This window comes from Streptomyces sp. NPDC047017 (assembly GCF_040644175.1).
Lineage (GTDB): Bacteria > Actinomycetota > Actinomycetes > Streptomycetales > Streptomycetaceae > Streptomyces.
In genome coordinates this window covers 440,645-465,932 of record NZ_JBEYVW010000005.1, presented here as the reverse complement: position 1 = coordinate 465,932, position 25,288 = coordinate 440,645, and the positions used below count along the sequence as shown (strand labels likewise).

Genomic DNA, 25,288 nt, shown 5'->3' with positions numbered 1-25,288 from the left:
AGCGCCTCGAAGAACCTCGCCTTCAGCACCTCAAAATCCACGATCCCCGCAACCCCCTGAAGTCCAGGGTGTTGCGGGGATCAGTAGAACCCGCCACTCGGTGGGCGGGGTGCCGCCGCGCACCCGGCGGCGGGCGCGGCTGGCGAGCTGCCGGGTGGCGGCCGGGGTGCGCTCCACGATCGGCGCGATGTCGTCGAAGGGGACCGCGAACAGGTCGTGCAGCACGAACGCCAGCCGCTCGTCCGGCTCCAGCGTCTCCAGCACGACCAGCAGGGCGATCCCCACCGCGTCCGCGTGCAGCGCCTCGTGCTCGGGATCGGTCCGTGTCAGGGGCCGCACGACGGGGTCGGGCACGAACGTGTCGTCCATGGGGTCCTCGCGGCGCGCGGTGCGGGTGCGCAGCAGGTCGAGGCAGACCCGGCCGGTCACCGTGGTCAGCCAGGCGCCCAGGTTGCCGATGGCGGCGCTGTCCGCGCGGGTCAGCTTCAGCCAGGTCTCCTGGACGGCGTCCTCGGCCTCGGCGAGCGAGCCGAGCATGCGGTAGGCCACCGCCCGCGACTGCCCGCGATGCGTCTCGAACCGCCGCGCCAGTTCGTCCTGGCCGCCCCTGCCCCCGGTGCTCACGTCCACCGCGCCCCGCCCCCCTCGCCGTCCCGTCCGTGATGATCATCCCAGGGTCCGGCGCCGCCCGGCCGCCGGGCCCTGTGGACGGCGGCCGTCACGCCTCGTCGCGGGCGAGGGCGAGCAGCCGGTCCAGGACGCGGGGGCCGCCGGCCCGGACGCCGTCGTGCTCGAACTCGTCGGTGACCCAGGTGCGCAGGCCGCGGATCGACCGGGCGGTGGCGAGGGCGTGCGCGGTGTCCACGTACATGTCGTCGTGGTAGACGGCCGCGGCGGCCGGCACCTCGTTGGCGGCCAACCGGTCACGGTCGTACAGGGGCTGCCAGCCGGTGCGGGCGGCGAGCAGTTCGGCAATCTCGCGCAGCGGGCGCAGCGCGGGGTCGCAGTCGAACATCCAGGGGTGCACGGTCTCGCCGGTGAACAGCAGCGGCCCGTCCCCGGCGAGCGCCTTGGCCGCGTCGAACTGCGGGAACTCGGCGCGTACCCGCTCGGCCGCCCAGGCCGTGGGGCGGGCGTCCTGGCCGTAGATCGCCTCGTGGACGAGGGCGTACAGCGGGTGGGCGGCGTGCGACAGCAGGCCGCGCACCTCCTCCTGGAAGGCGTCGGACAGCTCCGGGCCGCCCGGGGTGCGCACGAAGGCGTGCTCCAGGAGGAAGTGCAGGCGGTGGCTGCCGTCGCCGCCGCCGAGGAGGATGCCGAGGGACTGGAACGCCTCGGCGGTGAGCCGGTACCCGCCGGGCAGGACGACGTCATGGGTGAGCAGATGCTCGGCGATCTCGCGGGCGCGGCGCACGTCCTGCGGGTAGCGGGCGTAGTGGGCGGCGGCCTTGCGCTCGATGCGCGGGTAGGCCGCCCGGTACACGTCGTCGGCGTGCGCGTCCAGGGCGGGCAGGCCGCCGGTGATCAGCGCGGCGGACAGGCCCTCGGGGTGCGTGGAGAGGTAGTTGACGGTGCAGAAGCCGCCGAAGCTCTGGCCGAGGACGGTCCAGGGGGCGCCGCCGGTCACCTCGGGGCGGACGGCCTCGCAGTCGCGGACGATCGAGTCGGCGCGGAAGTGCGTCAGGTAGTCGGCCTGCCGGGCGGGGCCGCCGCGCAGCGGGAGGGTCTGGCGGTTGGCGGGGCTGGAGTGACCGGTGCCGCGCTGGTCGAGCAGGAGCACCCGGTACTCCTCCAGGGCCCGGCCGAGCCACGCCTGCCGTCCGATGAAACGGTTCGCCCCGAAGCCCGGGCCGCCCTGGAGGTACAGCAGCCACGGCAGTTCCCGGTCCGCCTTGTCACCGGCCACGACCGTGCGGGCGTACAGCTCGATCGTCTCCCCCGCCGGGTCGTCGTGGTCGAGCGGCACGGTGAAGGAGCGGTCGGTGAGGACGACGCCGGGCTGGCGGTAGCTGACGGACAACGGTTCTCCCGGGACGGAGGGGCAGGGCCGCGTCCCAGTTCAGCACATGGCCGGTGACCGCCCTGCCGCCGGGACCGGGAACGGTACTGAACGCCCGGTCAGCGGACCCGGCCGCCGGGGACGCCGCCACGCCGTGGCCCGCGTCTGCCCCGGCGGCGCGGGCCTGACTAGGCTTCACCCGTCCGCCGGCCGTCCCGTGACCCGTGCCAAGGAGCCGCGATGCGTGTCGCCCTGTTCCTCACCTGCGTCAACGACACGCTCTATCCGAGCACCGGGCGCGCCGTGGTGAGACTGCTGACCAGGCTCGGCGTCGAGGTGGACTTCCCGATGGCCCAGACGTGCTGCGGGCAGGCGCACTACAACACCGGGTACCGGCACGAGGCCGAGCCGCTGGCCCGGCGGTTCTCCGATGTCTTCCGGGAGTACGAGGCCGTCGTCACCCCGTCGGGTTCGTGCGGGGCGATGGTGCGGGAGCTGTATCCGCGCATGGGTGAGCGGGCGCGGGCCGAGGGCCGGGGGGACGCGCTGGCCCGGACCCTGGCGCCGGTGGTGCCGAAGACGTACGAGCTGACGGAGTTCCTGGTGGACGTGGTCGGTGTGACGGACGTGGGGGCGTACTACCCGCACACGGTGACCTACCACCCGACCTGTCACGGCCTGCGCTCGCTGGGCCTCGGGGACCGGCCGCGGCGGCTCCTGGAGGCGGTGCGGGGGCTTGAGCTGGTCGAGCTGCCGGGCGCCGAGGAGTGCTGCGGCTTCGGCGGCACCTTCGCGGTGAAGAACCCCGATGTCTCGGCGGCGATGGGCGCCGACAAGGTACGGAACGCCGAGTCGACCGGTGCCCAGGTGCTGTGCGCGGCCGACAACTCCTGCCTGATGCACCTGGGCGGCACCATGGCCCGGCTGCGCACGCGGATGCGGCCGGTGCACCTCGCGGAGATCCTGGCGAGCACAGAGGAGGAACCCGCCGTATGAGCGCCACCTTCGTGGGGATGCCCGCGTTCCCGGTCTTCCCGCCGTTCCCCGAGGCCGCGCGGGAGGCCGTGCGCGACGCCACCCTGCGCGGCAATCTGCGCCACGCCACGCACACCATCCGGGCCAAGCGGGCCGCGGCGGTGGCCGAGGTCTCCGACTGGGCCGCCCTGCGCGAGGCGGGCCGCCGGATCAAGGACCACACGCTGCGCCACCTGGACCGCTATCTGCTCCAGGTGGAGGAGGCGGTCACGGCGGCCGGCGGCACCGTGCACTGGGCGGTGGACGCGGCGGAGGCCAACCGGATCGTGGCCGGTCTCGTCAAGGCCACCGGGGAGAGCGAGGTCGTCAAGGTCAAGTCGATGGCCACCCAGGAGATCGGGCTCAACGAGTACCTGGAAGCCCAGGGCATCCGCGCCTACGAGACCGATCTGGCCGAGCTGATCGTGCAGTTGGGCCACGACCGGCCCTCGCACATCCTGGTGCCCGCCATCCACCGCAACCGCGGCGAGATCCGGGACGTCTTCCGCTCCGAGATGGGGCGGTGGGGGCGTCCGGCGCCCGAGGGCCTGACCGACACGCCCGCCGAACTCGCCGAGGCGGCCCGGCTGCACCTGCGGGAGAAGTTCCTGCGCGCCAGGGTCGGCATCTCCGGCGCCAATTTCGTGGTGGCCGAGACCGGCACCCTGGTGGTCGTGGAGTCCGAGGGCAACGGGCGGATGTGCCTGACCCTGCCCGAGACGCTGATCTCGGTCGTCGGCATCGAGAAGGTCGTGCCGGCCTGGCGGGACCTGGAGGTCTTTTTGCAGACCCTGCCCCGCTCCTCCACCGCCGAGCGGATGAACCCGTACACGTCCACCTGGACCGGCACCACCGACGGCGACGGCCCGCGCGCCTTCCATCTGGTGCTGCTGGACAACGGCCGCACCGACACGCTCGCCGACGAGGTCGGCCGCCAGGCCCTGCGCTGCATCCGCTGCTCGGCCTGCCTGAACGTGTGCCCGGTGTACGAGCGGGCCGGCGGACACGCCTACGGCTCGGTCTACCCCGGCCCGATCGGCGCGATCCTCAGCCCGCAGCTGCGCGGCACCGGCAGCGCGATCGACGCCTCGCTGCCATACGCGTCCTCGCTGTGCGGCGCCTGCTACGAGGTGTGCCCGGTCGCCATCGACATCCCCGAGGTGCTGGTGCACCTGCGCGAACGGGTCGTCCAGGGCGGCGGGGCCACCCGCGGCGGCAACAAGGTGGTGCTCAGGCCCGCCAAGGGCCATGGAGCCGAACGCGCGGCGATGCGGGCGGCCCGGGCGGCCTTCACCCACCCGGCGCTGCTGCGCGGCGGCCAGCGCCTCGCCGCGCGCACCCGGCGCTTCCGTCCGCGGACCCTGCCGGGCCCCGGCCGGGCGTGGACCGGCTCCCGGGACCTGCCCGAGGTGCCCGCGGAACCGTTCCGCGACTGGTGGCAGCGCACCCGCGGCGGCGAGGAGGGCGTGCAGTGAGCAGCCGGGACCGCGTCCTGGGCCGGGTGCGCCGGGCGCTGGCGGACGTGGAGCGGGACGACATGCCGTACGAGCGGGCCGTGCCCCGCGGCTATCTGCGCCGGCACGGGGAGCGCGGCACCGAGGAGACGGTGGACCTGCTGGCCGGGAACCTGGCGGACTACCGGGCGGTCGTGCACCGCTGCGCCGCCGCGGAGCTGCCCGCGCTGCTCGCCCGGCTGCTGGACGAGCGGGGCGCGCTGAGCGTGCTGGTCCCGCCGGGACTGGACGGGGACTGGCTGGCGCGGACGGAGGTGGGTGTGGTCGCGGACCGCCCGCAGAGCACTCCCGGGGAGCTGGACCGGGTGGACAGCGTGATCACGGGCTGCGCGGTCGCGATCGCCGAGACCGGCACGATCGTCCTGGACGCCTCCCCCGACCAGGGCCGCCGCCGGATCACGCTCGTGCCCGACCACCACGTCTGCGTGGTGCGCGTCCCGGACCAGGTGGTCTCCTCGGTGCCGCAGGCCCTTGCCCGCCTCGACCCGGCCCGCCCGCTGACCTGGATCTCCGGGCCGTCCGCGACCAGCGACATCGAACTGGACCGGGTGGAGGGGGTGCACGGGCCGCGCACCCTGGAGGTGGTGCTGGTGAGCGGGGAGCGGGCGGCGCCGCTAGCGTGAGGGGATGATCCGGTTCGAACAGGTCACCAAGCGGTACCCGGACGGGACCACGGCCGTGGACGACCTCAGCTTCGAGGTGGCCGAGGGCGAACTCGTCACCCTCGTGGGCCCGTCCGGCTGCGGCAAGACCACCACCATGATGATGGTCAACCGGCTGATCGAACCGACCTCGGGCCGGGTCCTGGTGGACGGCGAGGACGTGGCCGGCGTCGACCCGGTCCGGCTGCGCCGCCGTATCGGGTACGTCATCCAGCAGGTCGGGCTCTTCCCGCACCGCACGGTCCTGGACAACACGGCGACCGTGCCGGCCCTGCTCGGCTGGAAGCGGGCGAAGGCGCGGGCGCGCGCCGCCGAGCTGCTCGATCTGGTGGGCCTGGACCCGAAGACGTACGGGCCGCGCTACCCGGAGCAGCTCTCGGGCGGGCAGCGGCAGCGGGTCGGGGTGGCGCGGGCGCTGGCCGCGGACCCGCCGGTGCTGCTGATGGACGAGCCGTTCGGCGCGGTGGACCCGGTGGTGCGCGAGCAGTTGCAGGACGAGTTCCTGCGCATGCAGGCCGCCGTGCGCAAGACGGTGCTGCTGGTCACCCACGACATCGAGGAGGCGGTGCGGCTCGGCGACCGGATCGCCGTGTACGGGCAGGGGCGCGTCGAGCAGTTCGCCACGCCCGGTGCGGTGCTGGGCAGTCCGGCGACGGCGTACGTGGCCTCGTTCGTGGGCGCCGACCGCGGTCTGAAGCGGCTGTCGGTGACCGCGATCGAGCCCGACGACCTGGAGCAGCCGCCGCTGGCCCGGCCCGACGAGAGCGCCGGGCGGGCGGCCGGGCGGCTGCGCGCCCAGGGCGCCCGCTGGGCGGTGGTCCTGGACGGCTCCGGTGACCTGCACGGCTGGGTGGGCCTGGAGTCGCTGGCGGCGGGCGGTTCGGTGGGCGAGCGGGCGCACCGGATGAAGGCGTGGGTGCCGGTGGGCGCCTCGCTCAAGCAGGCGTTCGGGGTCATGCTCCAGCACGACGCGGGCTGGGTGGCGGTGCTGGACGGCGCCCGGTTCCTGGGGGTGCTGACCCCGGCCAAGCTGCACGAGGCGCTGCGCCGGTCGGTGGACGCGGACGCGCTCGGGGTGCCGCGCGGGCAGGTGCGTTTCGACTCGGTGGCCGACGCCTGATCCGGCGCCGGGCCGCCGCCGTCCCGGGTGTCATTTCAGCAGTCCCTTGTCCTTCAGGTAGGTCCGGGCCACGTCGGAGGGCAGCCTGCGCCAGCTGTCGACCTGCCTGTTGAGCGCGGCGAGGTCGGCGGTGGTGAGGACGTCGTTGAGCCGGTCCAGCGCCCCGGTGGCGCGCGGGCCGCCGGCGCGGGCGCGGTTGACGACCGGGACGATGTGGTCGGCGTTCTGGAGGTGCTTGTCGTCGGCCAGGACGACCAGGCCGAACGCGTCGAGGGTGGCGTCCGTGGTGGTGGTCAGGACCATCTGGTCGCGGCCGTCGCGCACGGCCTGCTTCGCCGGCGTGGTGCCGACGCCCTTGGGGTCCACCCCGGTGATGTCGATGCCGTACACCTTCTTCAGCCCCGGTTCGCAGTACGGCCGCTGCACGCATTCGTCGCCGGCCGCGAGCCGTACCTTCAGGCCGGAGGCGCCGAGGTCGCTCAGGGTCTTCAGCCGGTGCCTGCGGGCGTAGGAGGCGCTCACCGCGAAGGCGTTCTGGTCGACGGCCGGGCCCGGCGGGAGCACGGTGAGGCCGCGGGGCGCGGCGAGGGCGCGCAGGGCCTTCATCGTGGTGCCGAGGTCGGGCGAGCCGACCGGTTTCGCGTCGGCGCCGTGGGTCTTGGCGTTCAGCCAGTCGGCGAAGGTGGCCGCGTACTCGGGGACGACGTCGATCTGCCCGGACTCCAGCGCCGGTTCGTACAGTTCCCGGTTGGCGACGGTGAGGATCGAGGTCCGGTAGCCGGCCCGGTCCAGGAGCAGGGCGTACAGCTGGGCGAGCAGGTCGCTCTCGGTGAAGCCGGCCGAGCCGATGGTCAGGTGCCGGCTGTCGCCGGGCGGTGCGGTGACCTGGCCGCGGTTCTCCAGGGAGGGGCCGGTGGCGCAGGCGGTGAGGGTCAGTAGGGCGGCGGCCGCCAGGGCCCGGCGGGCGGTCACCGGCCGCCGCCCCTGGCCAGGGCCGGTGCCAGCCGTTCGGCGATCTCGAAGACGCCCTCCACGACCAGCGCGAACACCGCGACGAGCAGGGCGCCCGCGACGACCTGCGGGGTGCTGGCGAGGTTGAACCCGGCGGTGATGATCCGGCCGAGGCCGCCGCCGCCGGCGAGCGCGGCGATGGTGGCGGTCGCGACGAGCTGGACGGCGGCGATCCGCACCCCGTTCATGATCATGGGCAGGGCGAGGGGCAGTTCGGCCCGCAGCAGTGTCTGCCGGCCGGTCATGCCCATGCCCCGGGCGGCCCGGACCACGCCGCGGTCCACCTCGCGCATGCCGACGTAGGCGTTGGTGAGCAGCGGCGGCACGGCGAACAGCACCAGGGCGACGACCGTGGGTCCCTCGCCCCAGCCGCCGACCGGGGTCAGCAGCAGCAGGACCAGCACGGCGAAGGTGGGCACGGCCCGGCCGACGTTGGAGATGTTGACCGCGAGCGCGCCGCCGCGGCCGAGGTGGCCGAGGAGCAGAGCGACGGGCAGCGCGATCAGGCAGCTGACGAGGAGGCAGACGACGGTGAGCGCGAGGTGCTGGAGCAGCCGGTGGGCGATGCCGTCGTCGCCGGACCAGTGGGCGGGGTCGGCCAGCCAGTGCCAGGCGGCGGTCAGGGTGCCCATCCGGCGCCTCCCCGGCCCCCGGCCCCGGCTCTGATCCCGGCGCCGGCCCCGGCTCCGGTCCCGGTCCTGGTCCTGTCGGTCCTCATGTGCCCCGCCTCGCCCTCACCCAGGGGGTGATCAGCCATTGCACGCCCAGCAGGAGCAGGTCGGCGGCGACGGCGATCACCACGCACAGCACGGAGGCGGTGAGCACCTGCGCCTTGAAGTACGTGTTCATGCCCGCGTAGATGAGGTTGCCCAAACCGCCGAAGCCGACGATCGCGCCGACCGTGACCAGCGACACTGCGGAGACCGTGGCGATACGCAGTCCGGCCAGCGCGGCGGGCAGCGCGAGCGGCAGTTCGACGGTGAGCAGCAGCCGGGCGGGGCCGTAGCCCATGCCGCGGGCCGCCTGCCGGGTCTCCTCGGGGACGGCGCGCAGCCCGGCGAGGATGTTGCGGACCAGCAGGGTCAGCGAGTACAGCACGAGTCCGGCGACGACCAGGGTCGCCGAGAGCCCGTACAGCGGCAGCAGCAGGGAGAACATGGCCAGCGAGGGGATCGTGTAGAGGACGGTGGTGAGGGCAAGGACCGGGCCGGCCGCCCAGGTCCAGCGGCGGGCGAGCACGGCCAGCGGGACGGCGACGGCGAGCCCGATCAGCACCGACACGGCGGTCAGTTCCAGGTGCTGGAGCACCGCGTCGGCCAGCACCTGGCGGCGGGTGCTCAGATACGCGCCGCAGAGCCACTCGTTGCGGGCGAGGCAGTCGTCCGGGGGCGCGGTCACCCGTCCATTCCAGCGGGCGCGGGGCGGGGTCGGCGCGCTGGGGTGATCCGTCCGGGGGTGTCGCCGGGTACACCCGGACGGACGGGTGCTGCGCCCCGTGTGTCGGGCCCGGGCGCTGCGTAGCTTCGTCGGTGAGGCACAGGGCGTGCCGGACGAGGGGTGATGACGATGGTGCGCGCGGGCTCACGGCGTACGCGGGGGGCGGAGCCGGCCGCCCAGGCGCTGCGGCTGGTGAAGGTCAGCAGGACGTACGGCGCTGCCGAGAACGCCGTGCGGGCGCTGGACGGGGTCTCGCTCACCCTGGAGCGCGGCACGTTCACCGCGGTCATGGGGCCCTCGGGGTCCGGCAAGTCGACGCTGCTGCGGTGCGCGGCCGGGCTCGACCGGCCGGACAGCGGCATCGTGACGGTCGACGGCGCGGAGCTGACGGGGGGCGGCGAGGCCGCGCTGACACGATTTCGGCGCGAGCGGATCGGGTTCGTCTTCCAGCAGTACAACCTGCTGGAGACGCTGACCGTCGCGCAGAACACGGTGCTGCCGCTGCGGCTGGCCGGGCGGCGGGTGGACCGGGCCCGGGTGCTCCAGGTGCTGACGGCGGTCGGTCTCGGCGACCGGCTCGGGCACCGCCCGGACCAGTTGTCCGGCGGTCAGTGCCAGCGGGTCGCGATCGCCCGGGCGCTGGTCGCCGAACCGCGGGTGGTCTTCGCGGACGAGCCGACCGGGGCGCTGGACACACGCAGCGCGCGGGACGTGCTGCGGCTGCTCCAGGAGGCGGTGCGGGTGCACGGCCGTACGGTGGTGATGGTCACCCATGACCCGGTGGCCGCCTCCTGGGCCGACTCGGTGCTGTTCCTGGCGGACGGCCGGCTGGCCGGGCGGCTGCACGCGCCGACGGCCGACGCGGTCGCCGAGCGGCTCGCCCATCTGGCCGACGCGGTACCTGCGGGGGTGTGAGCGATGCTGGTCCTCGCTTGGCGGTCGGTCCGCCACCGGCCCGGCCGGTTCGTCGCGACGCTGCTGTCCGCGTTCCTCGGCGCGGCGATCATCATGGCGTTCGGCTCGCTGCACGACACGGCCGCCCGGCCCGGGGTGGACGAGGTCAGCGCGCGGACACTGACCACCTCGGCGAGCGTGGTGGGCGGTTACGGCTCCCTGCTGGTGTTCTTCGCGGTGGCCTCCGCGCTGACCGTGAGCGTGCGGCAGCGGGCGGCCGAACTGGAGCTGCTGCGCTGCTCGGGGGCGACTCCCGCGCAGCTCAAGCGGATGGTGGTGGGTGAGGCGGTGGTGGTCGCGCTGGCGGGCGCGGCACTCGCGGTGGGGCCCGCGGCGCTGGGCGGGCGGGCGCTGCTCGGCGCGTTCCAGGACAGCGGCCAGGTGGCCCGTCCGGTCGGCTACGCCTTCGGCCCGATGGCGCTGGGGTCGGGGGTGGGGATCACGCTGGTCGCGGCGGCGGGCGCGGCGTTCCTCGCGGTGCGGCGCGCGGCGCGGCGGCGCGGCCGGGCGGGCCGGTCCCGGACGGTCCTCGGCTGCGCGGCCCTGGTGGCGGGGGCGGCGTCGGTGCTGTCGACGTACGCGTGCTCGGCGACCGACGCGGCACTGATGGCGTTGCCCGCGTACGGGGCGATGCTGCTGTCGGTGGGCTGTGCGCTGCTGGCGCCGCGGCTGCTCAAGGGGGTGCTGGGGCGGCTGCCGGCGGGCGGCGCGAGCGGGTGGCTGGCGGTGCGGAACCTGCGGCGGCGGGCCGAGGAGTCGGCCGGGGTCCTGATGTCGCTGACCCTGTTCACCTGCATGGCCACGGCGACGCTGACCATGCAGGCGGTGGAGAGCGACGCGGTCCGGGCCTTTGGAACGGTCAAGTCGGTGGACGCGGAGAACCTGGAGACCGTCAACCTGACCGTCGTCGGGATCGTCGTGGTCTTCGTCTGCGTGATGCTCGTCAACTCCCTGTACGCGGCGACCGCTTACCGGCGGCGCGAGTTCGGGCAGCAGCGGCTGGCGGGTGCGACGCCGGGGCAGGTGCTGCGGGCGGTCGGGATCGAGGGCGCGGTGCTGACCGCCGTCGGGGTCCTCGGCGGCACGCTGACCGCGCTGGCCGGGACGGTGCCGTTCACCATGGTCCGCGCCGGCGGGTTCCTGCCCCGGCAGGGCCTGGCGATCTGGCAGGCGGTGGTCGCGGTCGCGGCGGCGGTGGTCCTCGGGACCGTCCTGCTCACCGCCCGCCGGATGCTGCGGACACCGGCGGTGGCGGCGGTGACGGGGGCGACGGGCGCGGGGTGAGCGGTCCCGCTTCCGGGGGCTTGTGGGGGGCTTGTGGGGGGCTTCCGGGGGCTTGTGGGGGGTTTGTGGGGGGCTTGTGGGGGGGGCGACGGCATCCGTGCCGTCGCCCCCCTCGGCTTCGCCGCTACGGCTCCGGTGGCGCGGCCGGGTCCAGGGGGTCGTCCATGACACCGCGGTCCGCGCCCGCGCCGCCGCCGGTGTCCACCGCGGTCTCGCCGGCCGCCCGGGCCAGTGCGCGCAGGGCCGGTACGAGGACGGCGCGTTCGCGCGCGGACAGCCGCCGCGCCACCCGGCGGATCTCCGCGCGGCGCTGCGCGAGCACCCGGCCGACCAGGACGCGCCCGGCACCGGTCAGGCTGAGCACGACCTCGCGCCGGTTGGCCGGGTTGGTCCTGCGGTCGACCAGATCGAGCGCTTCGAGCCGCTCCACCATGCGCAGCGCGGTGGACGGGTTGACGCCGAGGGTGGTGGCCAGCACGACGAGCTTGACCGGCCCGCAGGTGTCCAGGACGACCAGGGCGCGCAGTTGCGGCAGGGTCAGCGAGTCGTCGGTGCGGGCCAGGGCTCGGGCGGAGATCGCCACGAACAGCCGGGAGGCGGCCAGGACGGCCGCGCTCAGTTCCTCGGCCTCGTGGTCGAGGGCGGCCTCGGCGGGTCGTACGCCGTCGCCCGGGTCCCGGCCGGGACCGGGGTCGCGCTGTCGCATGGTGTCCCCTTCCGGGGCGGTGTCCTCACGAGGGTGCCGGTGCGGCGGCCGGGGTGGCTCCCAGCGCGTCCCGTCCGGTCGCGGGCGGGCGCCGCGGCTCGCGGTGCGGGCCGGCCGGTGAGCGCGGCCGGCCCGTGGGGCGCGGCACGGGCCCGGTCGGGGCACCGCGCCGACGCGGGCAGCGGCGGCTGGGGGCGGCCATGCCGCTCGCCTCGTCGAGGCGGCACCGGGCGGGGGCGGTCACGGTCGTCCGGGTCTGCTCAGGCGGGTCCGCACTTGCGGGTCTCCTCATGCGGATCTCCTCACGCCGCGCGCCCGCGCCTGCCCAGCGCGGTCCTCGCGGTGACGGCGAGGCCGCCGCCGAGGGCGAGCGCGCAGGCGACGGCGGCGGGGTGGCGGGCCAGGGCGGCCTGCGGGGAGCGGCTGTGGGCCTTGACGTCGAAGACGCCGTGGGCCCCTCGGTCACCGCCCTCCGGCCCGTCCACGGGGGCGAACAGGTTGCTCTCGCCGCTCGGTGGCCGCAGGCCGGTCTGCTGGGAGTCGAAGCCGGTGCGGGCCAGGTAGCGGTCGAGCAGGGCGGGGGCCAGCCGGTTGGCCCAGAGGGTGGCCACGGTGCCGGCGCCGATGTAGTACTGCTTGCGGCCGGGGTGGTCGGCGGCGTGCGCGACGCCCCGGGCGGCGACCTCCGGCTGGTAGATCGGCGGGACGGGCTGCGGGTGCCTGGGCAGCCTGGACTTCACCCAGGAGAACTGCGGGGTGTTGACGGCGGGCAGCTGTGCCACCGTCACCCGGACCTTGCTGCCCCGGTGCAGCAGTTCGGTGCGCAGCGAGGAGGTGAAGCCGTTGACGGCGTGCTTGGCGCCGCAGTACGCGGACTGCAGCGGGATGGACCGCTCCCCCAGGGCCGAGCCGACCTGCACGACGGTGCCCCGGTCGCGCGGCAGCATCCGCTTCAGCGCGCTGCGGGTGCCGTTGACGAAGCCCAGGTAGGTCACCTGGGTCACCCGGTCGTACTCCTCGGCGGTGATCTCCTCGAAGGGTGCGAAGACGCTGCTGAACGCGCAGTTGATCCATACGTCGATGGGTCCGAAGGCCGCTTCGGCGGCGTCGGCGGCCGCTTCGACCCGCCGGGCGTCGGCGGTGTCGGTGACCTGGACCAGGGCCCGGCCGCCGAGCGCCTCGATCTCCCTGGCGGCGGCGTCGAGTCCGGCCCGGCCGCGGGCGAGCAGGACGACGTCGGCGCCGCGCTTGCCGTACAGGCGCGCGGTGGCGCGGCCGATGCCGGCGCTGGCGCCGGTGATGACGACGGTCTGGGGCATGGCTCGGGCTCCTTACCCGGCGGGGCGCGCCGGCGGCTCGGGGTCTTCGGCGAGGCGGGCGGCGGTCTCCAGGAGTGGGGCGTGCACGAAGGCCCGCGGGAGGTTGCCGCGCAGTTGCCGCTGGGCGATGTCGAACTCCTCCGCGTAAAGGCCCGAGACCCCGCGGGCGCCGCGGTCGCGTTCGAACCAGCGGTGCGCCTGGACCTCGTGGCCCTGCCGGTGCTCGGCCAGCGCCATCACGGAGCCGCGCAGCAGGAAGGCGCCCTCGGCCTCGGCCAGGGGGCGGTCGTCGTGCCGGAAGCGGTAGAGGAAGTGGTCCTGGCCGAGCCGCTCGCGGCAGGCGGTGAGGGTGGCACGGGTGCGCGGGTCGTCGGCGGGCAGCGCGCCGCGCAGGGCGGGCAGCAGCAGGGCGGCGTCCACCTGGGGGTCGTCGGGGGTGCGCTGCCAGTGGCCGTCGGTGTGCACGGCGGTCGCCGCGGTGTGGGCGAGCACGGTGTCGGCGAGCCGGCGGCAGGTGTCGGCGTGCGGCACGCGCGGGGCGGCCGCGGCCAGGGCGCGCAGTGCGGCGACGCAGGTGAGCCGGGAGTGGGTCCAGGGTCGTCGTGCCAGGTGGGGGCGCACAGCCAGTCGATCGCGCGGTCCGGTCCGATCAGCGCGCCGCGTTCGCCGTCGGCGAGCAGCGCGTAGTCGTGCAGGGCGTGCGGGGGGAAGGAGGGGGCGCTCATGTCCCCGGGGCCCTGCCGTGCGCCGGCCGGGGCCGCGGGGTGGGGGCGGGCACCGCGGTGGTGAGGGCGGGCACCGCGGTGCCCTCCCCCGCCCCGTACCGGCGCTCGCTCACCGGCGGTCCTCCGTCCCCGGCCGGTCCTCGCGGTGCCGGCCGCCGGGCAGGAACTCCTGCACCTTGGCCTTGAAGCCCTGCTTGACCATGGCGGCCCGGTCGCTGTCGCCCTTGAGGATCGAGGTCGCGGCGGCCTCGATCTGGTCCAGGCCGGCGTGCGGCGGGATCGGCGGGACGGCCGGGTCGGTGACGAAGTCCAGCACACAGGGCCGGTCGCTGTGCAGCGCGGCCTCCCAGGCGCTCTGCACGTCGCCGGGCTTCTCGACGCGGATGCCGTTGAGGCCCAGGGAGCGGGCGAAGTCGGCGTAGGCGACGTCGGGGATCGACTGGGAGGGCAGGAACTGCGGGGCGCCGGACATGGCGCGCATCTCCCAGGTGACCTGATTGAGGTCCTGGTTGTTGAGGACGGCCACGATCAGCCGCGGGTCCGCCCACTCCTGCCAGTACTTCTGAATGGTGATCAGCTCGGCCATGCCGTTCATCTGCATGGCGCCGTCGCCGACCAGCGCGATAGCCGGCCGGTCGCCGTGCGCGAACTTGGCGCCGATGACGTACGGCACGCCGGGCCCCATGGTGGCGAGCGTGCCGGAGAGCGAACCGCGCATCGCGCCGCGCAGCCTGAGGTGGCGGGCGTACCAGTTGGCGGCCGAGCCGGAGTCGGCGGCGAGGATGACGTTCTCCGGCAGCAGGTCGCTCAGGGCGTGCGCGACGTACTCGGGGTTGATCGGGTCGGCGTCGACGGCGGCGCGCCGCCGCATCACCTCCCACCAGCGGGCGACGTCCTTCTCGATCTGCTTGCGCCAGCTCTTGCCCTTGTGGCCCTTGAGCAGCGGCAGCAGCCGGTCCAGCGTCTCGCGGGCGTCGCCGACGAGGTTCACCTCGAACGGGTAGCGCAGGCCCACCATGTGCGGGTCGATGTCGATCTGCACGGCCCGCGCCTGCCCGAACTCGGGCATGAACTGGGTGTAGGGGAAGGACGATCCGATGACGAGGAGGGTGTCGCAGTTCTCCATCATCTCGTACGAAGGGCGGGTGCCGAGCAGGCCGATGGAGCCGGTGACGTAGGGCAGGTCGTCGTCGAGGACGTCCTTGCCGAGCAGGGCCTTGGCGACGCCGGCACCGAGCCGGTCGGCCACCGCCATGACCTCGGTACGGGCGCCGCGCGCGCCCTGCCCGACGAGGATGGCGACCTTCTCGCCCGCGTTGAGCACCTCGGCGGCGCGGGTGAGGTCGTCGGCGGCGGGCACCGGCGCGTAGTGCGGCATGCCGAGGCTGGAGGGGACCATCTTGAAGGCGTGCCCGGGCGGCGAGTAGTCGAGTTCCTGCACGTCGGCGGGGACGATGACGGCGCACACCGAGCGGCGGGCCATGGCGGTGCGCATCGCCCGGTCCAGCACGTTGGGCAGCTGCTCGGGGACGGTGACCATCTCGCAGAAGTCGGAGGCGACGTCCTTGTACAGGCTCAGCAGGTCGACCTCCTGCTGGTAGGAGCCGCCCATGGCGCTGCGGTTGGTCTGCCCGACGACGGCGACGACCGGGACGTGGTCCAGTTTGGCGTCGTACAGGCCGTTGAGGAGGTGGATGGCGCCGGGTCCCGAGGTGGCGGCGCACACACCGACCTTGCCGGAGAACTTGGCGTAGCCGACCGCCTCGAAGGCGGCCATCTCCTCGTGCCGGGCCTGGATGAACCGGGGGTTGTCGTCGGCCCGGCCCCAGGCGGCGAGCAGCCCGTTGATGCCGTCGCCGGGGTAGGCGAAGACGTACTCCACCTCCCAGTCGCGCAGACGCTCGAGGATGTGGTCGGAGACCTTCGTCGACATGTTCGAGGACCTTTCCGGAGGGTGCGTTCGTCGGGCTTCGCCGGGCGCGGTCAGGGGCGGCGCAGGACGTCGCGGGCTTTCCGGCCGGCCGTCGCGGCGGCCGCGGCCGTCAGAGCGGCGGCGCCCACGGCGGCCGCGGTGGCCGTCCACCGGGCCGTGCGGGAGGGGCCCGCGGACCGGACGGCCAGGCGTTCGGGCTGCTCACCGCAGTTCGCCCGGGACCGGCCGTCGCCGTGCTCGCCGGAGAGGGAGCCGCCGTAGGAGGCGACGAGGCTGGTGCCGCCGCCGTGGGAGAGCACCGGCGCGCCGAACCGGGCGCACACCGCGACCGCGTCGGCGCCCGCCTCGACGCTGCGCGGGACGACCACGCCGAGGGGCACCTGCCGGTGGTTGGAGCCGTCCGTGACGTACGCGCCTCTGCTCCCGGCGTCGAACCGGACCTCCGCGTCCACACTCTCGCGCAGCGCCGCCGCCAGGGCGGCCACGTCCGGCGCGGGGCGGTCGGAGGTGGGTGGGCGACTCATCAGGGACAACCGCCTTCCGGGACGAGCGGGGCGTCCGGTCGCGGCCCTGCCCTCGCACGGGCCGCGCGTGGCCGGCGGGCCCGGCCGCCGCCGCTCCCGCGAGTACCCGCTCTTGCAGTGTGCAAGGACGCCATTTCCCGCGCACGGCGTGGCACGGGGCGGGCGGCGGGGTCGGTGCCCCTGGGCACGCCCGGTCCGTCGGCCCGCGCCCCGGTCGGCCCCGGGGCGGGTGCGGGGCACTGGGGGTGGCCTTCGGCTGCGCGGGGGTTCTGGTGGGAGTGGGGGTGCTGAGCCGATCGGGTGATGAAGGGGGTGGAGGCGGCGGTGGTCGGTGGGCGGGCGGGCACGGGTGGAGGCCGTGGTCGGGGCGACTGTGGGCAGGCCGGAGAGTCAGGAACCCACGCGTCCGGGCCCAGAAGCCCGGAACGCATACGCCCGAACCCCCGAACCCGAGAGTTCGGAGCCCTGTACCCGAAGTCCGGAGGCGAGCGCCCGGGCCGGAGTGGCCGGAATTCACGTACCCGAGCCCAGGAGGCGGGATACGCGCTCAGGAGGTTGCGAGCAGCCGGAGCCTCCACGCTCGGGCCCGAGAGGCCGAAGCCCAAGCTTTCGTGCTCGGGCCCGAGGGGCCGAAGCCCAAGCCTCCACGCTCGGGCCGGAAAAGCCGAAACCCAAGCCTCCACGCTCGGACCGGAAAAGCCGAAACCCAAGCCTCCACGCTCGGCCCGAGAGGCCGAAGCCCCCGTGGTCCGGCCCCGGCGTCAGGCCCCGGCCGTGTCGGTCAGTCGTCGTCGCGTTGGCGGCGGATTCTCGCGGCCACGTCGTTCTGTTCGGTCTCCCACCAGGGGCGTACGCGCTCGGCGGCCCGGGCGGCCGGGCCGGAGGTGCCGGGGGTGCCGGTGGGGTCGCCGGCCGGGGCCGTGGCGCGGACCAGTTCGCGGTCGAGGCGGCGGTCGAGGGCGGCGCTCTGGACCCGTTCGGCGCGGGCCCACTGCACCAGGATGGCCAGCAGGAAGGGCAGCGCGACCAGTTCGGCGATGCTGAGCATGGCGCCGCCGCCGATCTGCTGGTCGTGGTGGACGTCGGTGTCCCAGGCGGGAGCGTGGCGCAGGTACCAGGCGCCCGCGATCAGCGTGCCGTGCGTCATCACGACGACCCCCGGCACGGCGTCGACGAGGCCGTCCAGGAACACCAGCGCGGCGCGCACCGGATGCGTGCACCACGAGGGCAGCGTCTCCTCGTGCGTGAGCACCGGCACGACGAACAGGCATCCGGCCGCCAGCAGGTGCAGGTACATCAGCTGGTGCAGCCAGCCGATCCGCAGGGCGGTGGCGAAGTACGGCGTGAAGTAGACGACCAGTTCGGTGGTGAGCACCAGCGCGGTGCTGACCAGCGGAAAGGTCAGCACGCGCACGACCCGCCCGGTGACGGCCCGCCGCAGCCGGGCTCCCCGCTCCTCGGGCAGCGCCTCGACGGCGAGCCGCAGCGGGTCACCGAGGGCCAGGCCGAGCGGGGCGAGCAGATCGAGCAGGACGTTCTGCACGGCGGCCGGCCAGAACAGGACGTGGTCGTAGACGGCGAGAGCCGACATCGTGGCCACCACCAGCGTGCCGAGACCGAGCAGCACGAACGCGGCGAGGCGGGCCACCGGCCAGGGCCGCCCCCGCCGGCGCAGCCGCAGGACACCCCAGCCGTAGAGCCCGCCCAGCAGGGCCACCAGCACGAGCGCGGGCAGGTCGAGCTGCCAGGTCGACAGCAGTCGGCCCACGGTGGGCTCGGCCAGGCTCCCGCCCGCCGGATCGGTCACCGCGGCGGCGATCACGCGCATTGTTCTCCTTCGGCCCACCGGGGGACGAGTCGGCACAGGTCCACTGCGGGACGGTAGCGCCCCACCGCCGCGCGCCGGGCGGCGGGGTGGCCTCCCGGCCCGCCGCCGAAACTTGCTTCCCCATACACGTATCTACATCATGAGCTTATGCATGAGCGGGTCATGGAAGAGGGCGGGGCGTCGGCCGAGGGCCTGATCGTCGCCGTGGAGCAGATGGTCCGCTACGTCCGCCGAAGCGCCCGTACCGGCGGCCTGAGCCCGGCGGCCTCCTCCGCGCTCGGCAGGCTGGGCCGCGACGGCCCGTACCGGCTGACGGACCTGGCCCGCGCCGAACGCGTGTCCCAGCCGAACATGACCCAGCTGGTCACCCGCATGGAGCGCGCCGGTCTGGTCCGCCGCGTCGCGGACGCGAGCGACGGCCGGGGGGTGCTGGTGGAGATCACCGACACCGGGCTGACGGTCTTCGGGCAGCGCCGCGCCGAGCGCGCGCGGGCCCTGGAAGAGCTGGTCGAGGAGATGGCCGGACCCGAGCAGGAGGCGGTGCGGATCGCCCTGCCCGCCCTGGCCCGCGCCATCGAGAACCGCCACAGCGACCACCCCTGACGCACCGCGGCCCACCCCGAGCCGCACGAAACACCTCGCCGCGGTCATCGCCGCCGGGGTGGGCAGCCCCACCGTGATGATCGTGGCCGTGATCGTCAGCGGCGCCTTCATCGGCATCAACAACACCCTCACCACGCAGGCCGTCATGCTGGTCTCGCCGGTCGAGCGCCCGGTGGCCGCCTCCGCCTACGGCTTCCCGCGCTTCATCGGCCTACGGCTTCCCGCGCTTCATCGGCGGCGGCCTGGCGTCCTTCGTGGCCGGAGAGCCGGCCGACGCCACCGACCTCAGCGTCCCCTTCTGCCTGGTTCCACCTGGGCGCGGCCACCTTCCTGGCCGCGATCCCGGTCCTCGCCGGCGGACACCGGCTGCTGCGCGAGGCGGAGCGGCACACGGCCGGCCCGAGCCCGTGGAACCGTCGCTGACCGCGATCGCCGCCCCGGCCACGACCGGCACACCGCCCTTGCGTCCGTTACACCGGTTGTCTCCGTTCCGCCGGCCGTCGTCGCCGTCGGCGCCCATGACAAGGCGCCCTCCATCGTCGGCGCCGGCACCGTCGCGGGCCGCGCCGCGCCGCGTGCGCGCCGCGGCCCGTGTCCGTGCCGTCCGGCCGCGATCGCCCCCGGTGCCCGGCGGACAGGGGCTACGTTGAGGCCATGTACACGACCCGGGTCTCCTGGCACGTGCGCGCCCCGCGGCCGGCGGTCTACCGGGCGCTGGTGGACGCCGACGCGATCGCGGCCTGGCGGGTACCGGCCGGGATGCGCGGGCACGTGCACGAGTTCGATGCCCGCGTGGGCGGCGGGTTCCGCGTCTCGCTCCACCGCGACACCGCGGCCGGCACCGGGAAGTCGGGCGCGCGCACCGACACCTACGCCGGCCGCTTCACGGAGCTGGTGGCGGACGAGCGGGTGGTGGAGGTGCTCGCGTTCGAGACGGACGATCCCGCGCTGCGCGGCACCATGACGGTGACGACGACGCTCGCCGACGCGGGCGGCGGGACCGATGTGCTGATCGTGCACGAGGGGATCCCGGACGCCGTGCCCGCCGCCGACAACGAGACGGGTACGCGCATGGCGCTGGCGAAGCTCGCCCGGCTCGTCGAACCGGCGGCGGCGCACGCCCCGGTGCCGGTGGCCGGCCGCGCGGCGCTGGCCGCGGGGGTGCGTGCCGCGTTGGAGGAGTGCTGTCCGGGCTCGTGGGCGCGGCCGGCCGGTTCGCTGGCGGCCGGGACCGCCGACGCCTTCAGCGACATCGACGTCGTGTGGGTGGTGCCGGACGCGCGGTTCCCGGCCTGCCTGCCGGACGCCGTGGCGGCGCTGGAACGGGTACGGGCGGTCGAGAGCGTCCGCGCGGACCCGGACCTGCACCGGTGCGACCGGCGCCGTCTGCTGTTCCTGCGCTTGGCCGGGGTGCCGCTGTTCTGGCGGCTCGACCTGGACGTCCGCGGCGAGTCGGTCGCCGACGACGCGCGCTACGGCCTCGACGACCCGGCGGCGCGGGCCGGCGAGGACGAGTGGTCCCGTCCGGCCAGCGCGCTGGCCAACGCCGTCGGAGCCGTCAAGGCGGTGGCGCGCGGGCGGGACGCCGAGGCCCGCGGGCTGCTGGACCGCGGGTTCGCCCGCATCGGGCGGGAGGACCGCGCCACCGGCGCCTGGGCGGCCGACGCCGATCGGCTGGCACACGCGGCCGCGCGGCAGGACCCTTCCCTGGCCGGCCTGGCCGCCCGGGTCACCGCACTGGCCGTCCGCCACCTCGACGGCGCCTGACCCGGCCCGCCGCTGCCCGCGGCGAGACGGTACTCAGCCTCCGCCGCTCCGTCCGGGGAGCGGGTGGACCCGTACCCGGTCGAGGACCGCGACGCCGTTCACGGACAGGATGTCCGCGAGGGAGTCCACGAAGGCCCGTACGGCCGCTTCGCCGTCCACGACGACGACCGCGCAGGGGCTGTGGCTGCGCAGCCGGGCCGGGCGGTCGTGGTGGATCTTGAGATGGGTGCCGTAGCCCTCGAAGCCGTGCAGCACGGTCGCGCCGGCCAGGCCCTGCCGGTGGGCGCGGTGCACGATCTCGGCGTAGGCGGGCCGGTGGTGCCACATGGCGCCCGAGGAGAGGTGGACCGTGAGCCGGACCGCCGTGATCTCGTGTGGGGTCATCGGAGCACTCTCCTCGGGTGGGCGCCCGGAGGCCGGGCGGTGGCGCTCAGCCCCAGACGGACTGGGCGAGCGCGGCGCCCGTGAAGACCGCGCCCAGACCGGCGACGATGCTGGCGACCGCGTTGGCCGCGGCGAAGTAGCCCGCGCCCTCCTCGGCCAGCCGCAGGGTCTCGAACGACAGCGTGGAGTACGTGGTCAGCGCCCCGCACAGCCCAGTGCCCAGCAGGAGCTGCACATGGGAGGAAGCACCGCCCGCCGCGACCGCGCCGGTGATCACGCCGAGCGTGAGGCAGCCGGCCACGTTCACCGTGAAGGTGCCCCACGGGAACACGGTGTCGTGCCGGGACTGCACGGTGCGGTCGGTCAGGTAGCGCAGCGGGGCCCCGGCCATCGCGCCCACCACGACCAGCAGCCAGTTCACTCGCTCTCCTCGGTGTCGCGTGCGGTGTACCGCACGACCTCGCACTCGTCGAGGACGGCCAGGCCCTGGCCGACCAGTTCGTCGAGCTGGGGCAGGAACGCGCGGACCCGCTCCTCGGTGTCGATGATGACGATCGTCACCGGCAGGTCCTCGCTCAGCGACAGCAGCCGGGAGGTGTGGATCAGCGAGGACGCGCCGAAGCCCTCGACGCCACGGAAGACGCTGGCCCCCGCGAGGCCGGCGGCGTGCGCCCGGTGCACGATCTCCGAGTAGACCGGCTTGTGCTGCCAGGTGTCGTTCTCGCCGAGGAAGACGGTCAGGCGCAGGGCGGTGCCGGTCAGCCGGGTCATGCCTGCCTCCACGCGACCGCGCGCCGGGTGAGGGTGGCCGCCGTCCACACCGCGGCCAGCGCCGCGAGCATGGTGCCGGCCAGATAGGCGAGCCCGGTGCCGGCGTGCCGGTCCTCGACCAGCTTCTGGAAGTCCACGGCATAGGTGGAGAACGTGGTGAAGCCGCCCAGCACGCCGGTGCCGAAGAAGGGCCGCACCAGCCGGTGGGCCGCCCACACCTCGGTGATGACGACCATGAAGACGCCCATGACGGCGCAGCCGATCACGTTCACCAGGAAGGTCGTCAGCGGGAAGGCGCCGGGTGCGGTCGGCCAGATCAGGCCCGCGCCGTAGCGCGCCGCGGCACCGATGGCGCCGCCGGCCGAGACCGCCGCGATGACCGGCCACTGCCCCTGTCGCAGCTCGCGCCGCTGCGCGGGTACGTGAAGATCGACATCGGGGTCCGTAGGTTCGTTGACCACCGGGGACCGTGCCTCTCCCATACAGGCTTCTCCTACTCGCACCGTGCCCGGCGCACATACCTCACGGGCACACTCGTGTCGCAAGCAGGGACCGTTGGCGGCACCGTCGCCGCGGTTGGTTACGGCGGGCCCCACCGCCGTGCGGCGCCCGACCGGGCACCGCGTCCGGCCAGCCTACACGGCGCCGGGCGGCCCGTACGACCCGCCCGGGAACCGGCCCGCGGCCCCGGGAACCGGCCGCTCACCGCCTCGTCCGACTCGTACGTCCTGCCTGCCTGACCCCTCGTGCTTGTCCGCCTGGTCGTCCTCGCCACGCAGCCGGTCCCGTACGGCCGGACAGCGGGGGCGGCTGGTGTGCCCCCGCTGCCGGGTGCCCCGGCCGGGGCGCTCATCGGACGTAGGCGAGGCTGTTCACCCACTGGGACAGGGTGAGCGAGGGGCCCGCGGCCGCGCGGCCGGAGCGGCGCCGCTGGCGCGGGGTGCGGGGGCGCTGGGCGCGCAGCGCGGCCAGGTGCCCGGCGACGGCGGCGAGGCAGTCGTGTTCGTCGCGGCACTGGGTGCAGCCGGCCAGGTGCGCGGTGACCGCGTCGGCCTCCTCGGGGGCGAGGACGTTCAGGGCGTGTCCGGCGAGCAGGTCGCGGACCGTGCGGCATTCCTGGAGCGAAGCGGACATGGCGGTGTCCTTTCTGTGCGGGAGCCACCACCCGGAGCGAGCGGGTTCCGGCCGCGCTGGGTGCGCTGGGGGTTCGCGCCGCGTCACCGGTGACCGTGGTACGGGCCCGGTGCGGGGCGGTGCCGCCGTACTCGGCGGAAGGCTCCGACCGTGAACCAGCTTGGCCCACCGGCCACCCCTCGCGCGTCCTCCCCGTGCAGCGATTCCCGGGTACTGCGCCCGCAGTACCCGCCCGCCCCGTCTACGGCCGCGACGTACGACAGGGCCGGCGTACGAGACGACAGGACTGGCGTACGAGACGAGAGGGCCGACGTGCGTACGACAGGGCCCGCGTACGTACTGGGGCGCCGTGCCACCCGCGGTGCCGCGCCGCCTAGGGTGCCGTGCCGCCGCCCACCCCCGACACCGTGGGGCCGTCCGTGCCGGGTTCGGCCGCCGCGCTGACCAGGCCGCAGTGGTAGGCGACGACCACGAGCTGGGCCCGGTCGCGGGCGCCGAGCTTGGCCATCGCGCGGTTGACGTGGGTCTTGGCGGTCAGCGGGCTGACGAACAGGCGTTCGGCGATCTCATCGTTCGACAGCCCGAGCGCGACGAGCCGCATCACGTCCCGTTCCCGCGGGGTCAGGCAGGCCAGCCGCTCGTGCACGACCGTAGGGCACGGCTCGGGCTGGGCGAGGAACCGGGTGATCAGCGCCCGGGTGGCCTGCGGGGACAGCAGCGCCTCCCCGGCGGCCACGGTGCGCACGGCGTCCAGCAGCTCCTGGGGCCGCGCCCCCTTGCCGAGGAATCCGCCGGCCCCGGCGCGCAGCGCCTCGGCGACGTACTCGTCCTCCTCGAACGTGGTCAGGATGAGCACCTTGACGTCCGCCAGGTCCGGGTCCTCGCCGATCAGCCGGGTGGCGGCGAGGCCGTCCATCTCGGGCATCCGGATGTCCATCAGGATCACGTCCGGGCGCAGCTGCCGGGCCAGTTCCACCGCCTCGCGGCCGTCGGACGCCTCGCCCACGGTCTCGATGCCGTCGGTGGAGTCGAACAGCATCTTGAAGGTGCCCCGCAGCAGGGCCTGGTCATCGGCGAGCAGCACTCGGACGGTCATGCCCGTCCCTCCTCGGCTGGGTGTCCGGCGGCGGGCCCTCGGCCGCCGCGCCGGGGCGCAGCGGCAGGTCCACGGTGACGGTGAAGCCGCCCTCGGGGCGCGGTCGCGCGCGCAGCCGGCCGCCGACGCTGGCCGCCCGTTCCCGCATCCCGATCAGTCCGTGGCCGGTCCCCGGCTGGTGCTCGTGCGGTCCGGGGTGCGCGTGGCCGTCGTCCTCGACCCTGATCGTCAGCCACTGCGGGCGGTAGTGCAGGCACAGCCGGGCGTGGTCCGCCCCGGCGTGCTTGCGCACGTTGGTCAGGGCCTCCTGCACGATCCGGTACGCGGCCAGGTCGACCGCGGGCGGCAGTGGTGCGCAGGCGCCGCGCAGGGTGTGCCGTACGACGAGTCCGGCCCGTTCGAACGAGGTGAGCAGGGCCGGTACCTGCGCCAGGCCCGGGATCGGGTCGCGCGGTGCCTCGGGGTCGTCGGACTGCCGCAACAGGCTGACGGTCATGCGCAGTTCGTCCAGCGCGGACCGGCTGGTCTCCCGGATGTCCTTGAGCGCGGCCAGGATCTGCTCCGGCCGCTGCTCCACCAGGTGGACGGCGACTCCGGCCTGAGCGTTGATCAGGGCGATGTGGTGGGCGACCACGTCGTGCAGTTCCCGGGCGATCCGCACGCGTTCGGCGGCCACCCGCTGGCGGGCCTCCTGCTCCCGGGTGCGTTCGGCGTGCTCGGCCCGTTCCTCGACGGCCGCCACGTACGCCCGGCGCGAGCGCACCCCGTCCCCGACCGCGGCGGGCAGCGCCGTCCACGCCAGCATGGCCGCGTTGTCCGGGGAGAACCAGGAGCCGGGGTCGGAGACCATGGCCGTCCCGACGAGGACGGCGGCCGAGATCGAGGCCGCGGTCAGGGCGGTGCGCCGGTTGGTCCCGGTGGCCACCCCGTAGACGGAGACGATGACCGGGCTGGTCACCAGTGGGCTCTCGCGCACTCCGAGCACCTGGAAGGCCACCCCGCAGCCGACGGCGACCGCCAGGGCGGCGAACGGGTGCTGACGGCGCCACAGCAGCGCGAAGCAGCCGATCGCGGCGAGCACGACGGCGGGCCAGCGCAGGATGAACTCGTGCTCGTGCGGGACGACGGAGGCGGCCACCACGGACAGCACGAACAGCACGGCCGACGCCGAGGCGTCGAACCGGCCGCTCCGGGCGCGTGCCGCGCGCCGTCCGCCGTCGCTCCCTGCCATGGCACCACCGTAGGGTCCCCGCGCGGGCGCCGCCGGTCCGGCGCAGCGCCGTCCGGGTGGCCCGGCGCAGCCGTCCCGACGGGCGGGCGTGGTCGCGTCCGTACGCGATCGTGGCCGGTCAGGGGCGTTCTGCCGGACGGCCCGGCCGTCCTGGCCGCGGCTCATGTCTGCGGCCCCGGCGGCGGATCCGGCCACCCTGTCGCGTCTGCGCCGGTCGGGGGACTCCAGGGGCCGGGACGTCGCCGGGCGCGGGCCGCCAGGGGCCGGGGCGT

23 protein-coding genes and 4 pseudogenes are annotated in these 25,288 nt (G+C 75.0%); 9 read left to right on the top strand and 18 right to left on the bottom strand.

The features are described 5' to 3' along the window. Positions 1-105: 105 nt before the first annotated feature. Both ABZ858_RS11885 and ABZ858_RS11880 read right to left on the bottom strand, forming a co-directional pair. A pseudogene (locus ABZ858_RS11885) lies at positions 106-624 on the bottom strand (sigma-70 family RNA polymerase sigma factor); the annotation flags it as partial. A gap of 94 nt (positions 625-718) precedes the next feature. After that, entirely contained in the window at positions 719-2,020 is a 1,302-nt protein-coding gene (locus ABZ858_RS11880; protein ID WP_361375300.1) for an alpha/beta fold hydrolase, read from the bottom strand. A gap of 219 nt (positions 2,021-2,239) precedes the next feature. On the opposite strand from ABZ858_RS11880, the gene ABZ858_RS11875 reads away from it, so the two are divergent. The 4 genes from ABZ858_RS11875 to ABZ858_RS11860 are packed head-to-tail and all read left to right on the top strand — an operon-like array spanning position 2,240 to position 6,309. Then, the gene (locus tag ABZ858_RS11875; RefSeq protein WP_361375298.1) at positions 2,240-2,995 is read left to right on the top strand and encodes a (Fe-S)-binding protein; all 756 of its coding nucleotides are present in this window, start codon (positions 2,240-2,242) and stop codon (positions 2,993-2,995) included. Further along, on the top strand, positions 2,992-4,488 hold the full coding sequence (locus ABZ858_RS11870; protein WP_361375296.1) for a lactate utilization protein B: 1,497 nt from the start codon (positions 2,992-2,994) through the stop codon (positions 4,486-4,488). Before ABZ858_RS11875 ends, ABZ858_RS11870 begins: the two co-directional genes overlap by 4 nt. Further along, positions 4,485-5,150: an LUD domain-containing protein gene (locus ABZ858_RS11865; RefSeq protein ID WP_361375294.1), complete on the top strand. Its 666-nt coding sequence runs from the start codon at positions 4,485-4,487 to the stop codon at positions 5,148-5,150. The genes ABZ858_RS11870 and ABZ858_RS11865 overlap by 4 nt, the downstream gene beginning before the upstream one ends. 4 nt (positions 5,151-5,154) lie before the next feature. Continuing rightward, positions 5,155-6,309: a betaine/proline/choline family ABC transporter ATP-binding protein gene (locus ABZ858_RS11860; RefSeq protein ID WP_361375292.1), complete on the top strand. Its 1,155-nt coding sequence runs from the start codon at positions 5,155-5,157 to the stop codon at positions 6,307-6,309. Positions 6,310-6,339: 30 nt separating this feature from the next. Here ABZ858_RS11860 and ABZ858_RS11855 read toward each other — a convergent pair whose 3' ends face one another. From ABZ858_RS11855 to ABZ858_RS11845, 3 genes are all read right to left on the bottom strand, one after another. After that, positions 6,340-7,281: an ABC transporter substrate-binding protein gene (locus ABZ858_RS11855; protein ID WP_361375290.1), complete on the bottom strand. Its 942-nt coding sequence runs from the start codon at positions 7,279-7,281 to the stop codon at positions 6,340-6,342. Next, complete coding sequence (locus ABZ858_RS11850; RefSeq protein ID WP_361375289.1) at positions 7,278-7,952, bottom strand: ABC transporter permease; 675 nt, start codon at positions 7,950-7,952, stop codon at positions 7,278-7,280. The genes ABZ858_RS11855 and ABZ858_RS11850 overlap by 4 nt, the downstream gene beginning before the upstream one ends. An 82-nt stretch (positions 7,953-8,034) precedes the next feature. Continuing rightward, positions 8,035-8,718, bottom strand: a complete 684-nt coding sequence (locus ABZ858_RS11845) for an ABC transporter permease (protein WP_361375287.1) — start codon at positions 8,716-8,718, stop codon at positions 8,035-8,037. 162 nt (positions 8,719-8,880) lie between these two features. On the opposite strand from ABZ858_RS11845, the gene ABZ858_RS11840 reads away from it, so the two are divergent. After that, positions 8,881-9,672, top strand: coding sequence for an ABC transporter ATP-binding protein (locus tag ABZ858_RS11840; protein WP_361375285.1), 792 nt, complete (start codon positions 8,881-8,883; stop codon positions 9,670-9,672). 3 nt (positions 9,673-9,675) lie between these two features. Then, a complete protein-coding gene (locus ABZ858_RS11835) occupies positions 9,676-10,995 on the top strand; it encodes an FtsX-like permease family protein (RefSeq protein ID WP_361375283.1) in 1,320 nt (439 codons plus the stop codon). Positions 10,996-11,119: 124 nt separating this feature from the next. Here ABZ858_RS11835 and ABZ858_RS11830 read toward each other — a convergent pair whose 3' ends face one another. From ABZ858_RS11830 to ABZ858_RS11805, 6 genes and pseudogenes are all read right to left on the bottom strand, one after another. After that, positions 11,120-11,701, bottom strand: coding sequence for a MarR family transcriptional regulator (locus tag ABZ858_RS11830; RefSeq protein ID WP_361375281.1), 582 nt, complete (start codon positions 11,699-11,701; stop codon positions 11,120-11,122). A 302-nt stretch (positions 11,702-12,003) separates the two neighbouring features. Beyond that, positions 12,004-13,020, bottom strand: coding sequence for an SDR family oxidoreductase (locus tag ABZ858_RS11825; RefSeq protein WP_361375279.1), 1,017 nt, complete (start codon positions 13,018-13,020; stop codon positions 12,004-12,006). A gap of 12 nt (positions 13,021-13,032) precedes the next feature. Continuing rightward, complete coding sequence (locus ABZ858_RS11820) at positions 13,033-13,641, bottom strand: glycoside hydrolase family 15 protein (protein ID WP_361375277.1); 609 nt, start codon at positions 13,639-13,641, stop codon at positions 13,033-13,035. Between the two features lie 213 nt (positions 13,642-13,854). Further along, a complete protein-coding gene (locus tag ABZ858_RS11815) occupies positions 13,855-15,678 on the bottom strand; it encodes a thiamine pyrophosphate-requiring protein (RefSeq protein ID WP_361375275.1) in 1,824 nt (607 codons plus the stop codon). Between the two features lie 272 nt (positions 15,679-15,950). Next, positions 15,951-16,202 (bottom strand): annotated as a pseudogene (locus tag ABZ858_RS11810) (hypothetical protein); the annotation flags it as partial. Positions 16,203-16,983: 781 nt separating this feature from the next. Continuing rightward, entirely contained in the window at positions 16,984-18,030 is a 1,047-nt protein-coding gene (locus tag ABZ858_RS11805; protein ID WP_361375273.1) for a cytochrome c oxidase assembly protein, read from the bottom strand. Positions 18,031-18,177: 147 nt separating this feature from the next. Here ABZ858_RS11805 and ABZ858_RS11800 point away from each other — a divergent pair, with 147 nt between their 5' ends. From ABZ858_RS11800 to ABZ858_RS11790, 3 genes and pseudogenes are all read left to right on the top strand, one after another. Next, positions 18,178-18,633 carry a MarR family transcriptional regulator gene (locus ABZ858_RS11800; protein ID WP_361375271.1) on the top strand — a complete coding sequence of 152 codons (456 nt, stop codon included), beginning with the start codon at positions 18,178-18,180 and terminating at the stop codon, positions 18,631-18,633. A gap of 34 nt (positions 18,634-18,667) precedes the next feature. Continuing rightward, positions 18,668-19,180: pseudogene (locus tag ABZ858_RS11795) on the top strand (hypothetical protein); the annotation flags it as partial. A gap of 107 nt (positions 19,181-19,287) precedes the next feature. Continuing rightward, positions 19,288-19,737, top strand: a pseudogene (locus ABZ858_RS11790) (SRPBCC domain-containing protein); the annotation flags it as partial. A gap of 696 nt (positions 19,738-20,433) precedes the next feature. On the opposite strand, the gene ABZ858_RS11785 reads toward ABZ858_RS11790, so the two are convergent. The 7 genes from ABZ858_RS11785 to ABZ858_RS11755 form a co-directional block, all read right to left on the bottom strand. Beyond that, positions 20,434-20,784 carry a DUF190 domain-containing protein gene (locus ABZ858_RS11785; RefSeq protein ID WP_361375269.1) on the bottom strand — a complete coding sequence of 117 codons (351 nt, stop codon included), beginning with the start codon at positions 20,782-20,784 and terminating at the stop codon, positions 20,434-20,436. Between the two features lie 46 nt (positions 20,785-20,830). Beyond that, positions 20,831-21,205, bottom strand: a complete 375-nt coding sequence (gene crcB, locus ABZ858_RS11780; RefSeq protein WP_361375267.1) for a fluoride efflux transporter CrcB — start codon at positions 21,203-21,205, stop codon at positions 20,831-20,833. Further along, positions 21,202-21,555, bottom strand: a complete 354-nt coding sequence (locus ABZ858_RS11775; RefSeq protein WP_361375265.1) for a DUF190 domain-containing protein — start codon at positions 21,553-21,555, stop codon at positions 21,202-21,204. Before ABZ858_RS11775 ends, crcB (ABZ858_RS11780) begins: the two co-directional genes overlap by 4 nt. Further along, positions 21,552-22,037 (bottom strand): fluoride efflux transporter CrcB, encoded by a 486-nt coding sequence (gene crcB, locus ABZ858_RS11770; RefSeq protein WP_361375263.1) that lies wholly within the window; start codon positions 22,035-22,037, stop codon positions 21,552-21,554. Before crcB (ABZ858_RS11770) ends, ABZ858_RS11775 begins: the two co-directional genes overlap by 4 nt. 367 nt (positions 22,038-22,404) lie before the next feature. Further along, entirely contained in the window at positions 22,405-22,689 is a 285-nt protein-coding gene (locus ABZ858_RS11765; protein ID WP_361375261.1) for a zf-HC2 domain-containing protein, read from the bottom strand. 373 nt (positions 22,690-23,062) lie between these two features. After that, positions 23,063-23,785 (bottom strand): response regulator transcription factor, encoded by a 723-nt coding sequence (locus tag ABZ858_RS11760; protein WP_361375259.1) that lies wholly within the window; start codon positions 23,783-23,785, stop codon positions 23,063-23,065. Continuing rightward, positions 23,757-25,016 carry a sensor histidine kinase gene (locus tag ABZ858_RS11755; RefSeq protein ID WP_361375257.1) on the bottom strand — a complete coding sequence of 420 codons (1,260 nt, stop codon included), beginning with the start codon at positions 25,014-25,016 and terminating at the stop codon, positions 23,757-23,759. The genes ABZ858_RS11760 and ABZ858_RS11755 overlap by 29 nt, the downstream gene beginning before the upstream one ends. Positions 25,017-25,288: the final 272 nt, after the last annotated feature.